The sequence below is a fragment of the Kutzneria sp. CA-103260 genome (assembly GCF_018263855.1).
Classification (GTDB): domain Bacteria; phylum Actinomycetota; class Actinomycetes; order Mycobacteriales; family Pseudonocardiaceae; genus Kutzneria.
Genome location: NZ_CP073318.1, coordinates 3224290 through 3237088, shown reverse-complemented (window position 1 = coordinate 3237088; position 12799 = coordinate 3224290). Strand labels below are relative to the sequence as shown.

Genomic DNA, 12799 nt, shown 5'->3' with positions numbered 1-12799 from the left:
TGATGGGATGATTGCCGATTCGAGGGCCCACGGATAGCGTTCCGGCATGACTCCCACATTGCGCTCCGAGCGCCTTCTGCTGAGCCCGTACAGACCCGAGGACGAGGACGACTTCGTCGCGCTGTTACGCGACGAGGAGGTCTGCAAGTGGATGGGACAGGAACGGCAGTCCGAGGAGACGATCAGACAGCTCTTCGCGCTGCTGTTCTCGGAGGTGTATCCCAACAACATGTTCGACGTGTGGGCGGTGCGGCTGAGCGGCCGCTACATCGGCCATGCCGAGCTGAAGCGGACCGGCAACGTCGACGGGCACGAGCTGATCTGCGCGCTGGTGCGGGACGTGTGGCGGATGGGCCTGGGCACCGAGCTGTCCTACCGGGTCATCGACTACGGCTTCGACGATCTGGGCCTGTCCGAGATCCACGGCTGCGTCAACGCCAACAACATCCGGTCGCTGGAGATGGCCAACAAGGCCGGCTTCGAGATCGTGCGGGACGTGACAGGGGCCGACGGCACCGTCACCCGCGTGGTCACGCTGCGGGCCGCCGCCAGGCAGCTGCTCAAGAAATAATTGCGCGCCCCGCAACTTTTGCTAGGCTGGTCGCGTGTCCGGACTCCGTGAACGCAAGAAGCAGGCCACCCGCGACGCGCTGAGCATGGCGGCGCTGCGCCTGGCGGTTGAGCGCGGGCTGGACAACGTGCTGGTGGAGGACATCGCCGCCGCCGCGGGCGTGTCCCCGCGCACCTTCAACAACTACTTCTCCAGCAAGTACGAGGCGATCTCGTCCCGGGCCTCGGACCGGATCTTCCGGGTCGGCCAGGCCCTGCTGGACCGCCCGGCCGACGAGCCGATGTGGGACGCGATCACCGCCGCGGTGCTGGAGGTGCACGCGGAGGCGACCAGCGTGCCGCCGCCGGAGTGGCTGGCCGGCCTGCGGCCCGTGCTCAGTTCGCCGTCGCTGGCCGGCGAACTGCTCAAGACGTACGTGAAGATGCAGCAGGCCCTGGTGGCGGCCATCGCCGACCGGCTCGGCGAGGGCGACCACGGCATGTACCCGGAGATCATGGCGGCGGCGGTGGCCGCCGCCACCCAGGTGGCGTCCGACCACTGGCTGCGCGCGGACCCTCCGGTGCCGCTCTACGGCCTGCTGGAGACGGCGCTCGAACAGTTGCGGGGGGTAGGGCAATGACCTTGTACAGCAAGACGATTGGCGATGGGCCGCTGCTGTTGTTCATCGTCGGCGGCAACGGCGACAGCACCGTGTTCGAAGGCGTCGCCGCGCAGTTGGCCGACAAGTACCGGGTGGTGCTGTACGACCGGGCCGGCTTCGCCCGCAGCCCGGTCGACTCCGTGCCGGCCGACCGGCTGGCCGCCGATGTCGAGGATGCGGCGTCGTTCCTCGACGAACCCGGCTATGTGTTCGGCAGCAGCTCCGGGGCGATCGTCGCGCTGGAGCTGATGACCAAGTGGCCGTCCAAGGTGCGGGTCGGCGTGCCGCACGAGGCCCCGCTGATCTCGTTGCTGCCCGAACGGGACGAGTGGCTGTCTCGTATGGACGGTGTGTACGACCTGTTCCGCGCCGAGGGGCCCGACCCGGCGATGGCCCGGTTCGGCCAGCTTGTCGGCCTGGCCCAGCAGGCCCCGCCGCCCGGCTTCGAGCCGCCGCCCGCGATGCGGGAGATGTTCGAGCGGATGCGGCACAATGTGCCGTTCTGGCTGGAGCACGAACTCCGGCAGTACCCGCGGCACGAGCCCGATCTCACTGCTCTCGCCGCTGGCAAGGACAAGCTCGTCCTGGCCAGCGGCGTCGAGTCCAAGGGCCTGCTGCCGTACCTGCCGAACATCGTGCTGTCCGAACGGCTCGGTGTCCCGGTGACGGAGTTCCCCGGCGACCACCTCGGCTACGTGCGCCACCCGGTGGAGTTCGCCGCGCGGCTGCACGAAGTCCTCAGCTCGGCAGGGACTTCCTGACCAGGCGGGGAATCCCCATACCTGCCAACACAATCAGGACAGGCACACCATAGAAGACGACGAAGTCGATCGCCGAGATCCAGTACAGCGGCGGTCCGATGAGCGTCACCAGAACGATGTCCAGGAGGAAGGTGAAGGCGGGCAGGGCGAGCACGAGCACTGCCCGCCGCGCGGTCCGGCGGTTGCGCACCCGACGACAGGCCAGGTAGCCGCCGAGGGCCAGCGCGGCGTAGGTCAGCCCCGGTCCGAGTCCCCGGGTCCAGAAGCCGAAAGCAGGCACGTGCGGGCCGACGGCCAGGACAGCGGCGGCGACCGCGTCACCGACGAGCGCCAGCAGGATGCCCCGCGTGCCGACGAACTGCTTGCCGTGCACCGGGCCCGGCGACCAGGTCAGCGCGACCGCCGTGAACAAACCGAGCAGCATCCAGCCGGCGTCCTCGTAGCGCCAGAACAACGCGGTGGACAGCACCGATTCGGCTGCGACGTAGACACCGGTCGCGATCCAGGCCGAGACCGCGGCGGCCCGGCGCTGGCCGAACAGCACCAGGACAGCCACCACTGCCCAGGCGCCCCAGGCCGGGGCGTCCGGCACCTGGGTGATGGGCATGTCGCCGAAGGCGTCGTTCTTGACCCACCAGGCGATCTCGCGGAGATCGGGGGCAGCCCCGGTCAGTATCACGAGTGGGCCCAGCAGGCTGACGATCGACAGCACGTCCCGCACGCGCACCTGACCGTCCAGGCCGAACACCCGGCGTAAGTGCAGGGCGATCGCGCCGCCGACCAGGTCCAGGCCGTCCCGCCAGCTCGGGGTGCCGTCGAGCAGCACACCCAGCATCTCCTCACCGTGGCGTTCGCGGTGATCCCGGGGGTAGAGGGCGAGCAGCCGCCGGTAGCGTCGTTCCTGGTTCACGCCATACCCCCACTGAATCGCGCCCGCAGGCGCGCCTCGGCGGCGCGGGTGGTGACCCGCAGCCGGTCCACTTCGGTCGACAGCCGGGCCGCCCCCTGGTCGGTCAGGCGGTAGTACCGGCGTAGCCGGCCGTCGACGACCTCCTCACGGTCCACCGCCACCCAGTCGTCCGCCACCAGGCGGTCGAGGGCGGCATACAGCGTCCCCGCCCGCAGTCGGACCCGGCCGGCCGAGATCTGCTCGACGTCGAGCAGGATCCCGTAGCCGTGCTGGGGGCCGGCGGCGAGCGCGGTCAGGACCAGGAACGTGGGCTCCCGGAGCGCGCCATCTGTCACGTGATCGGTATATACCGATCATCGGACTATGGGCAAGTGGTTCCGGGGTTCTCAGCCGCCGATGTTGACCATCCAGTTGATGCCGAACTTGTCCTTGCACGCGCCGAACACCGCGCCCCACATCTGCTTCTCCAGCGGCACGGTCACGGTCCCGCCGTCGGACAGCTTCTCCCAGTAGCCGCGCAGCTCCGCGTCGTCGTCGCCGGACAGCGAGACGGTGATGTTGTCGCCGGGGTTGTAGGGCATGCCGGGCGGGGTGTCCGACGCCATCAGGGTGTAGCCGCTGGGCGTGCTCAGCTGGCCGTGCATGATCTGGTCGGCGCCGTCGCCGGTCTGGCCGAACTGCCCGAAGGTGTTGAGGCTGAGCTCGCCGCCGAACACGGCCTGGTAGAACTCCAGGGCCTGGCGGGCGTCGCCGGCGAAGCTGATGTAGGGGTTGAGCAGTGAGCCCATGGCGTGCTCCTCGGGTCGTGAACAGGCCGCCATCCTCGCACCGCGACCGGGGTCGGACAACGCGAACTGTCCGCCGATCACGTGAAAACCCGAGGTCAGGACTAAGGTCCCGGCGGCGGTGCGCCGATCATTGGAACAGCGACTGCGCGCGGAGGCGGCCATGAGCCCGACAACCAGATCCCCAGAGGACACTCTCGTCCACTCGTACCTGTACCTGCGCCGTGCCATCGGCGTGATCGGCACGGCCCTGCCGGTCGTGCTGATCATCGGCAAGCTGATCGTCGACGGCGGCGGCCTGCAGGACTCGATCAGCGCCTACTTCTACACCGACATGCGCGGCGTGTTCGTCGGCAGCATGTGCGCGGTGGGCGCGTTCCTGTTGTCCTACCGTGGCTACGAGGCCATCGACGACATCGCCGGCAACGTGGCCGGCATCGCCGCGATCGGCGTCGCCCTGTTCCCGACGGCGCCGGACAATCCGTCCAGCACGGCCTCCCTGATCGGCGTGCTGCACCTGGTGTTCGCGTCGATCTTCTTCCTGACCATCGCCTTCTTCGCCATCGTGCTGTTCCGGCGGACCAGCGAGATGGGGCCGACGGAGCGCAAGCTGCAACGCAACCGGCTGTACCTCACGTGCGGTGTGGTGATCATCGCGTGTCTGCTGGCCATCGCGGCCGTGCACCAGTTCTTCGCCGCCGCCACCGCCGGGTTGCACCCCGAGCTGTGGCTGGAGTCCATCGCGGTGATGTCCTTCGGCGTGGCCTGGCTGACCAAGGGCGAGGCCATTCTCGGCGACGTGTTCCCGACGCCGGCGGTGGCCAGCACGGAGGCTTGATCTCCAGGATGGTGGAGGTTGTTGACTGGGGTCGCAGCCTCCACCACAACGGAGAAAGGTCGACCACCGTGTCCTTCACCGACGCCGAGCTGTCCTACCTCGCCTCGCAGCGGATCGGCCGGCTGGCCACCGCGCAGCCGAACGGCACGCTCCAGGTCAACCCGGTCGGCTTCCGGTACAACGCCGACACCGGGACCATCGACATCGGCGGCTACAACATGGCCGCCAGCCGGAAGTTCCGCAACGTCGCGGCCAACGGCCGGGTCGCCTTCGTCGTCGACGACGTCTACTCGACCGACCCGTGGCGGGTCCGCATGGTCGAGATCCGCGGCGACGCCGAGGCCCTTGCGGATCCGGCCGACGGGCAGGCCCCGATCGGCGGCCCCATCATCCGTGTCCACCCGCGCCGGATCATCAGCTTCGGGCTCCAGTCGGGCGACATGGACCAGGAGCCGCACACTCTGAAGGCCTTTACGCGGAACGTGTGACGTCCCGCCCCAGCCGGTGCAGCAGCGCGTCCTGCGGCTCGGCTGGGGTGTCGCCGGTCAGGGTGGCGAAGACGCCGGGGATGTCGATGAGGCCGGCGAAGGTCGAGTCCAGGTTCTCGCCGGCCCAGTCGACGAGCTCGGCGTCCAACGTCTCGTCGGCCCCGATCGCCCGGGCCAGATCCCAGGTGTGGACCAGCACGTCCGTGGCCCGCAGCGCGATGGCGCGGTCGGTGGAGATCGGCCCCATCGGGAACGCGAGCTGGGCGTCGGGGTGCGTGCGGAAGGCCTCGGCGCACCGCCGACTGCTCTCGGTGAAGGCCCCCAGCGGGTCGTCACCGAGAGCGTCCACGCCCCGGTTCCGCCGGAACTCCGCCGCCGCGTCGGGGTCGGTGAGCAGGATGCGGTTGAGCTGGTCGCCCGTCACCACATGGTTCACCAACTGGCGGACGTTCCACTCGGTGCAGGGCGTCGGGCTCGTCCACTGCTGCTCGCCGATCGCCCGCAGCCTGGCCTCGAAGCCGGCGGCCGCGGCCAGGTAGCGCTCGATGATCACCGCTCCACCGTACGGGCCAGGATGCCCAGAGTCGCGCGCAGTGCCGATTCCGGGATGCGCGGGTAGGGGTACCGCTCGCGCTCGGCGTCCGAGACCAGACTCCAGTCGTAGTAGGAGGTCACCAGGGTCCCATGCTCGGCCGGCTCCAGCCGGTAGCCGTAGCAGTGCCCGTCGGCCGGGATGTCCGGCCGCCGCGCCGACCATTCGATCAGCGCGTTCGGTTCGAGCCTGGTGATCGACACCGTCACGTCGTAGCGGCCCTCGGCCACGTCCCGGAACGCCCGCAGGTCCATGTGCACCACGAACTCGTCCCCGACCTGCGTGACCTTGCCGCCCTCGGCGGACTGGAGCATGCCCGAGGCGTCGATGGCGACATGCCCGTCCGGGTCGCACAACAGGTCGAACACCTCGGTCGGCGTCGCCGCGATCACGCGCTGCACTTCGAGTCTTTCCCCCATGGCGGCAAGTATGCCGCACCACGCCGACCTTCCGGCGGCGTGGTGCGGCAACTCCGTTACGGGAGGGTTGTCGCCTGCACGGTGGCGGCGGCGCCGGGGCCGTCGGCGGTGACGGCGGCGATGGTGAAGGTGTAGGCGGTGCCCGGCTTGAGGCCGTCCACGACCCGGGTCATGCCCTTGGCGGTGGGCTGCGACACGAGGGCGTCCCGGCCGTTGACGGTGACGGTCCGGCCGTCCGACACAGTGATCACGTAGGCGATGATCGGGGTGTCACCCATGTTGGCCGGCGGGGTCCAGTGCAGGCTGGCGGCGCTGGACGACGGGATGGCCTTGAGGCCGGTGGGCGCGTCGGACACCTTGCCGGCCAACGGTCCCGGCGTCACCGGGGCCGCTGGCAGCGACGGAGTGCTGGCCCCGAACCGGTTGTGCGCCTGTACGGTGACCACATAGGACGTTCCGTTGGCCAGGCCGTCGACCTCGGCGTATCCCTGCTTGGTGAACTGCGCCGCCGGCACGCTGACGGTCTTGCCGCCAACAGTGATCAGGTAGCTGTCCAGCGGCGCGTTGTTGACGGCGTAGCTGGGGTTCCAGGTCACGTAGAGCTTGCCGTCGGCGGCGAAGGTGCCAACCCGGGTCGGCTGCGCCGGCGGCCCGTCGCCGCCGACCCGCTTGGCCAGCAGACCGCGGTAGGCCGGCTCCAGGCCGGCGTTGTCCACAATGGACTTCGGGGCGGCCGAGGGGTTGTCCAGCAGGTGGTTGCCCTGAGTGATGACGCCCTTGTTGTTGCCGTCCTTGTCGCCCTGCTCCCAGTAGTTGCCCTGGATCAGGGTCGGGTCGTTGTTGCCCAGGCTGTCCCGGTAGTCCACGTGCGCGGTGCCGACGTTGGCGTACGGCGTCCCGTAGACGACGTTGCCGACCACGTTCTCGTAGGTGTTGCCGTTGTCGGTGTAGATGCCCTTGCCCAGGCCGAGCTGCCCGTAGATGACGTTGCCGGTGACCTTCTCACCGGTCTCGATGGAGCTGCCGGTGATGCCCTGGGTGTAGATGCCGCCGCCGTCGTCCAGCGACAGCATGTAGTCGTGGATCAGGTTGTCGGACACCACGTTGTCGTGCGAGTTGTTCGGCGTGGCGGCCACCTTGATCTTGTCCGGCCAGCCGCCCCAGCCCATCGAGATCGCCGAGTAGGCCACGTTGTCGATCTGGTTGTGGGAGATCACGTCGTGCTGGCTGTAGCCGTTGAGAATGGCCACCCCGCCGTGGAACTCCCGTGGCAGGCCGTAGAGGTGGTTGTCCAGCACCTGCACGTCGTGGGTGCTGCCGGTGGTGGGCTGGTCGACGCCGCCGATCTCGATGCCGTTGCCGGAGATGTCGGTGAAGACGTTGCCGCGCACCATGGTGTTCTGGGTGTTGCCGGCCAGCCGCAGGCCGGCCGCGCCGAGATGGGTGAACACGGAGTCGGTGAACTCCAGCCCGGTGCTGTCGGTGACGCTGATGTTGCCGGGTTCCGGCGTCCACGACGCGTACGGGCAGGTGCCGCCGGGCACGAACTGGCACAGGCCCTGCACGGCCCAGCCGTCCGGACCGGTGTTGGTGTAGCCGGCCTGGATCTCCGAGAAGCCCTCCGGCGAGGACGGCGTCAGCCACGTCGCGTACTCGTACTGGATGCCGCGGAACGACACGTTGTGCAGGTCGGAGGCGGTGATCAGCTGTTGCAGCGCCGGCACTTCGACGTCCGCGGTGCGCAGGTTCTCACCCGGCCGCGGCATGTAGTAGACGGTGTGGGCCGACCGGTCCAGGTACCACTCGCCGGGCGTGTCCAGCACCTCGAAGGCGTTCTCCACGTAGGTGGGCTGGCGGCCGTTGGTCAGGTCGTAGGGGCCGACCATGTTGACGCTGCGGCCCGGGATGTTGGGGAACACCACGCGCTTGGTGGAGTTGTCCCAGCACGGCTGGGCCATGGTGATCGTGGTGCCGCTCATGGAGCCGATCGGGCACCGCGGCTCGGTCCACTGCCCGAGGCCGTCGCGCTGGATGTTCCACAGCGCCTCGCCGGCGGTGTAGACGAACTCGATGTCCGACGGGTTGCGCCAGCCGGCCATCGTCGGCGCGGAGGCGGTGTAGCCGGTGGCGGTCGCCGTCAGCGTCACCGGGACCGTGCCCTGCGCCCGCTGTTCGCGTACGCCGTTGACGTACAGCTGCCGTGTGTTGTCCATGCCCTTCGGCTCCGGCGCGGCGTACAGACCGGGCTTGCCCGGCACCGGCCGCCAGCCGGTGACCTGCTTGCCCCCGCTGATCTCGGTGCGGCCGGAGCCCTGCCAGATCACCCGGTGGCCGTTGACCCCGGAGTCCCGCCCGTCCAGCTGCAACGGCTGCGACAGGTCGAACACGCCCGGCGCGAGGTGCACGGTGATGTCGCCGTCCACGTGCGACGCGCGCTCACGCACGAGGGTCTGGGCCCGTTGCAGGGTGCGCACCGGCAGCAGCGAAGTGCCGGGCAGCCAGTCGTTTCCGTAGGGGGACACGTAGACGTCCGCGCCGTGGGCGGCTCCGGCCGCGTCGGCCGGCACGCCGGTCAGCGTGACGGCGGCGATCACCGCCAGGCCCACGGCCGGCAGGAATGATCGTTTCATCTGAGCTCCGTTCGTAACCGCCGGTGTACGGTGCGTTCATGGACTTCGGTGTTGCCGCCTTCGCCACGGCCGAGACTGTCGCCCCCGGGCCGCTGGCGAGGCTGGTCGAGGAGCGCGGGTTCGAGTCGCTGTTCTTCGCCGAGCACACGCACATTCCGGCGGAGCGGCGCACGCCCTACCCGGCCGGCGGCGAGCTGCCCCGCAAATACGCCCACACCTACGACGTTTTCGTCGCGCTCACCGCCGCCGCGGCGGCGACCACGCGGCTGCGGGTGGGCAGCGGCATCTGCCTGGTGACCCAGCGGGACCCGATCATCACGGCCAAGGCGGTGGCCAGCGTCGACCACCTCTCCGGCGGCCGGCTGGAGTTCGGCGTCGGCTCCGGCTGGAACCGGGAGGAGATGGCCAACCACGGCGTGAACCCGCGGACCCGGATGCGGCTGATGGCCGACCAGATCGCCGCCATGAAGAAGATATGGACCGAGGACGAGGCCTCCCACGACGGCGAGTTCGTGAAGTTCGACCGGATCTGGTCCTGGCCCAAGCCGGCGCAGCGGCCGCATCCGCCGATCCTCATCGGCGGCAACGGGCCGACTGTCGAGGAGCGGGTGCTGGCCTACGGCGACGCCTGGCTGCCCAACTACCTCGGGCCGTCCGACGACGTCATCACGCGTGGCCGGAAGCTGCTGGCGCGGGCCGACCGGCCGATCGAGCTGATGCTGATGAACGCGCAGCCCAAGGCGTCCACGCTGGCGCGGTTCGAGGAGGCCGGGTACCGCCGGGTGCTGTTCTTCGTTCCGTCCGCCGGTCTCGGCCCGGTCGAGCGGGCGCTGGACCGGATCGAGACGGCGATCGCTGAGCTGCACGGCGAGTAGGCCGTCAGCCGACGGTCAGCGAGCCGAAGTCGGCCCGGCCGTCGACGTACTTGTTGTGGGAGGACGTGAACACGCCGACGTCCTCGGGTCCGACCGCCGACGGCACGGTGATCGTCGCGATGGTGTTCCAGGTGGCGCCGTCGACCGAGTACTGACCGGTGAACGCCGTGCCGTCGCGGGTGATCCGCAGCCACACCGGCGCGGTCACGCCGCTGACGGTCTTGGCCGAGTCCAGCTGGCCGTCGCCGTTGGCGTCCCACTGGAACTGGACGCCCTTGCTCGGGGTCACCTCCAGCGTGACGTAGCCAGGGGAGGCGTCCGCCTTGGTCAGGTCGCTGCGGACGATCAGGCCGGACTTGGTGGAGGCGTTGCGGTTCTGCTGCTGGGTCACCTGTGTGGTGGCGGTGCCGATGGTGTTGAGGCCCTGCGGCTGGTAGATCGTGCCGTACTGGTTGTTGGTGCCGGAGACGTCCGCGCCGGCGGCGATGATCGCCAGGCGGTCGCCGAGCTGGCCGAACTGGGGTCGGGTGGTGCCGTCGACGGCGGCGAAGGTCTTCAGCGGGGCCGCCACCGGAGTGGGCCGGTGCAGGTCCTCGGTGAAGGACTGCTTGCCGTTCAAGGTGATAGTGAGCTGGTCGGTCGGCAATGGCGTGGTGATGGCCGGCGGCTTGAGCTGGTAGGTGATCGAGCGGCTGGAATTTGCGGGCACAACCGGGATCAGCTCGTCGTGGAACGGCTGGGCCGACCAGCCGGCCGGCAGTGTGAGGTGCAGCTGGTTCCAGACCGCCGGCAGCAGGCCGTCGTTCGTCACGGTCGCGGTGACGGTCGTCGGGTTGGCGGCGTCCACACTGGACAGTCCGACCGTCACGTGCGGCGGCGCGAGGCGCTTGTTGGGGGAGATCCGGTACATCGCTGAGGCGTGCGCCGGCAGGGCCGCGGTGATCTGGCCGGCGGACTCGGATGTGGTGTGGGCGAACAGGTCCCGCACCTGGTAGTCGAAGGCATGGCCGAGGCCTGTCTGCGCGGCGGTGGTGGTGATCGTCGCCGGCGCGTCGGTCTCGTTGAACAGGGTCACGGCCCGGCTGCCGTCGGCCAGCGGCTTGGTCAGCACCCACTGGCCGTTCGCCTGCGCGACAGCTCGGCCTTGCGCTCCGAGCGGGTCCTGGTCGACCGCGATGATCTCCCGGTTGGTCAGGATCTCCTTGGTGGCGGCCGACATCGTGCGCAGCTCGGTGCCGGCGATCAGCGGCGCGGCCATCTCCGCCCAGAGGGCGAAGTGCGAGCGGTACTCGGTGTCCGACATGCCGCCGTTGCCGATCTCCAGCATGTCCGGGTCGTTCCAGCGGTTGGGCCCGGCCAGGTCGGCCAGCGTGACGTTGGTGTGGAACAGGGCCACCATGCGGGCGTAGTTGTCGTGGATGTCGCCGGTGGTGCGCCACAGGTTGCCGACCGTCGGCCAGGCCGAGTTGGGCACGCCGAAGTCGGTCTTCTCGCAGATGCTGAACACGATTCCCTTGCCCGCCAACGCGTCTCGCATGGCGTTGTAGCGGGCGATCGTGGCCTCGACGTTCTGGCCGTCGGTGGGCACGTTGCAGTCGTCGTACTTGAGGTAGTCGACGTGCCAGCTCGCGAACAGCGCCGCGTCCTGCTGCTCGTGGCCGAGGCTGCCGGGGAAGCCGCCGCTCTTGGAGCACGTGTGCGTGCCGGAATCCTCGTAGATGCCCAGCTTGAGACCGCGGGCGTGCACGTAGTCGGCGAGCTTGGCGATGCCGTCGGGGAACTTGGCCGGATCGGCCACCAGGTCGCCGTTCGCGTTCCGGTCGGGCAGCGCCCAGCAGTCGTCGATGTTCACGTATGTGTAGCCGGCGTCCCGCATCCCGCTCGACACCAGCGTGTCCGCGGTCTGCTCCACCAGCTGCTGGTCCACGCCGCAGCCGAAGGCGTTCCAGTCGTTCCAGCCCATCGGCGGGGTGGCCGCCAGGCCGTTGTCCAGCTTCACCTGGTTCTGGGCCACGGCTGGCGTCGCCAGCCCGACGAGCAACACCGGCAGCACCGCTAAGACCCGGAACACATCCGACCTCCTCGTCGTGACTGAGGCGAAACGTAGGCCGGAGAACCTTTACGGGCAACAGTGACCCGATGTTTTTAGGCCAAAAGGCGCACAGACATCGGAGCGCTGTTCATGAGTGAAAACCGGAACAGACGATCGGCCCAGCCTCTACGGCGCGGACATGGCGAAGATCGTGCTGGTGGCCGGCTCCGGTCCGGGCGGCTGGGTCTGGGAGCGCGTGACGCCGCCGCGGCCCGCGTCCCCGACCGCGTCGCCGGCGTGCACTACCTGGCCGGGGTGACCGCGCAGCCGGGCGGATCGCTGGCCGGCCGGTCCGCACCAGGCCGGCGGAAACCGCCGCCCTGCTGGGAAAGCTCGCCGAGGGAATCAGAACTTGAGCCCGGTCACCGCCGCCTGCACCGCCTTGGTGAGTTCGCCGGTCACCTCGTCCCAGGTCGTGGACGCGTCGTGCGAGCTCAGCGCGACCACGATGTAGCGCTGCTGGTCGCCGAGCAGGCCAGTGGTGTGCGCGACCCGGTCCGGTCGGCAGCACGCCCAGCCCTGCTTGACCGCCCACGCCTGGTCGCCGAGGGCGTCGGGGATGCCGAAGTACTGGTCGAAGCCGTCGGCGGCGTAGCGGGTGGCGCTGGAGAGCGCTTTCAGGATCACGTCGCGGATGGTCGCCGGCGCCTTGTCGAGCAGGTACTGGTAGACCTTCACCAGGTCCTCTGCGGTGATCTGGGTGTCGCCCCAGCGGCCGGGATCGGCCGGGGCGACGGTGCCGGACAGGCCCATCACCTTGATCGCCCGGTGCACGATCGCGGTGTCCCCGTATTTCTTCCACAATTGATTGGCGATCTCGTCGTCGCTGCGCATCAGCATCGACGCGACAACGCCCGCGTCGGCGCCGCTCTGGAGCGCGCTGACCGCGATGAGTAGTTTCACCACGGATTCCGCCGGGTAAGGCGTAGTCGGATTGCGACTGGCCATCACCTGTCCGTTGACACGGTCGAACACGAGCAGCGAGAACTCGCCGTCAGGTTCGGCCCGCGCGGCCGCATCAGCGGGAGGACCGCTGGTCGCGGCGGTCGAGGACAACACCACGGGCGACGGCTGGCCGCCGGTGGCGCGGACGTGGCCGCAGCCCACGAGCGCCAGCGACACGACCGCCAGAACCAGGCTCGCCGGGATTCTCATGCCCTGTTGGTCGCGGATTTCCAGAAAAGGGTGCGTCGTGGTG

14 protein-coding genes are annotated in these 12799 nt (G+C 69.4%); 6 read left to right on the top strand and 8 right to left on the bottom strand.

The features are described 5' to 3' along the window. Window positions 1-46 precede the first annotated feature (46 nt). From JJ691_RS14075 to JJ691_RS14065, 3 genes are read left to right on the top strand one after another with little or no spacing between them, the layout of a single operon-like run. On the top strand, window positions 47-571 hold the full coding sequence (locus JJ691_RS14075; RefSeq protein ID WP_211769221.1) for a GNAT family N-acetyltransferase: 525 nt from the start codon (window positions 47-49) through the stop codon (window positions 569-571). Window positions 572-605: 34 nt separating this feature from the next. Next, window positions 606-1190, top strand: a complete 585-nt coding sequence (locus tag JJ691_RS14070; RefSeq protein ID WP_249227908.1) for a TetR/AcrR family transcriptional regulator — start codon at window positions 606-608, stop codon at window positions 1188-1190. Further along, window positions 1187-1972 carry an alpha/beta hydrolase gene (locus tag JJ691_RS14065; RefSeq protein ID WP_211769220.1) on the top strand — a complete coding sequence of 262 codons (786 nt, stop codon included), beginning with the start codon at window positions 1187-1189 and terminating at the stop codon, window positions 1970-1972. Before JJ691_RS14070 ends, JJ691_RS14065 begins: the two co-directional genes overlap by 4 nt. On the opposite strand, the gene JJ691_RS14060 is transcribed toward JJ691_RS14065, so the two are convergent. From JJ691_RS14060 to JJ691_RS14050, 3 genes are read right to left on the bottom strand one after another with little or no spacing between them, the layout of a single operon-like run. Further along, a complete protein-coding gene (locus JJ691_RS14060; protein WP_211769219.1) occupies window positions 1950-2882 on the bottom strand; it encodes a hypothetical protein in 933 nt (310 codons plus the stop codon). The two genes, JJ691_RS14065 and JJ691_RS14060, sit on opposite strands and share 23 nt — an antisense overlap. Then, window positions 2879-3217 (bottom strand): PadR family transcriptional regulator, encoded by a 339-nt coding sequence (locus JJ691_RS14055; RefSeq protein WP_211769218.1) that lies wholly within the window; start codon window positions 3215-3217, stop codon window positions 2879-2881. Before JJ691_RS14055 ends, JJ691_RS14060 begins: the two co-directional genes overlap by 4 nt. A 51-nt stretch (window positions 3218-3268) precedes the next feature. Next, complete coding sequence (locus JJ691_RS14050; protein ID WP_211769217.1) at window positions 3269-3670, bottom strand: VOC family protein; 402 nt, start codon at window positions 3668-3670, stop codon at window positions 3269-3271. 160 nt (window positions 3671-3830) lie between these two features. Here JJ691_RS14050 and JJ691_RS14045 point away from each other — a divergent pair, with 160 nt between their 5' ends. Then, a complete protein-coding gene (locus tag JJ691_RS14045) occupies window positions 3831-4505 on the top strand; it encodes a DUF998 domain-containing protein (RefSeq protein WP_211769216.1) in 675 nt (224 codons plus the stop codon). A 68-nt stretch (window positions 4506-4573) separates the two neighbouring features. After that, entirely contained in the window at window positions 4574-4993 is a 420-nt protein-coding gene (locus JJ691_RS14040) for a PPOX class F420-dependent oxidoreductase (protein WP_249227907.1), read from the top strand. On the opposite strand, the gene JJ691_RS14035 is transcribed toward JJ691_RS14040, so the two are convergent. From JJ691_RS14035 to JJ691_RS53045, 3 genes are read right to left on the bottom strand one after another with little or no spacing between them, the layout of a single operon-like run. Next, window positions 4977-5546, bottom strand: coding sequence for a TIGR03086 family metal-binding protein (locus JJ691_RS14035; protein ID WP_211769214.1), 570 nt, complete (start codon window positions 5544-5546; stop codon window positions 4977-4979). The genes JJ691_RS14040 and JJ691_RS14035 overlap by 17 nt on opposite strands. After that, complete coding sequence (locus JJ691_RS14030) at window positions 5543-6004, bottom strand: SRPBCC family protein (protein ID WP_211769213.1); 462 nt, start codon at window positions 6002-6004, stop codon at window positions 5543-5545. The genes JJ691_RS14035 and JJ691_RS14030 overlap by 4 nt, the downstream gene beginning before the upstream one ends. A 56-nt stretch (window positions 6005-6060) precedes the next feature. Continuing rightward, window positions 6061-8634 (bottom strand): fibronectin type III domain-containing protein, encoded by a 2574-nt coding sequence (locus JJ691_RS53045; RefSeq protein ID WP_211769212.1) that lies wholly within the window; start codon window positions 8632-8634, stop codon window positions 6061-6063. 38 nt (window positions 8635-8672) lie between these two features. Here JJ691_RS53045 and JJ691_RS14020 point away from each other — a divergent pair, with 38 nt between their 5' ends. Next, entirely contained in the window at window positions 8673-9509 is an 837-nt protein-coding gene (locus JJ691_RS14020) for an LLM class F420-dependent oxidoreductase (protein ID WP_211769211.1), read from the top strand. Between the two features lie 4 nt (window positions 9510-9513). Here the strand turns inward: JJ691_RS14020 and JJ691_RS14015 are convergent, their stop codons facing one another. After that, the gene (locus tag JJ691_RS14015; RefSeq protein WP_211769210.1) at window positions 9514-11580 is read right to left on the bottom strand and encodes an NEW3 domain-containing protein; all 2067 of its coding nucleotides are present in this window, start codon (window positions 11578-11580) and stop codon (window positions 9514-9516) included. Between the two features lie 366 nt (window positions 11581-11946). Beyond that, window positions 11947-12756 (bottom strand): hypothetical protein, encoded by an 810-nt coding sequence (locus JJ691_RS14010; RefSeq protein ID WP_211769209.1) that lies wholly within the window; start codon window positions 12754-12756, stop codon window positions 11947-11949. Between the last annotated feature and the right edge of the window lie 43 nt (window positions 12757-12799).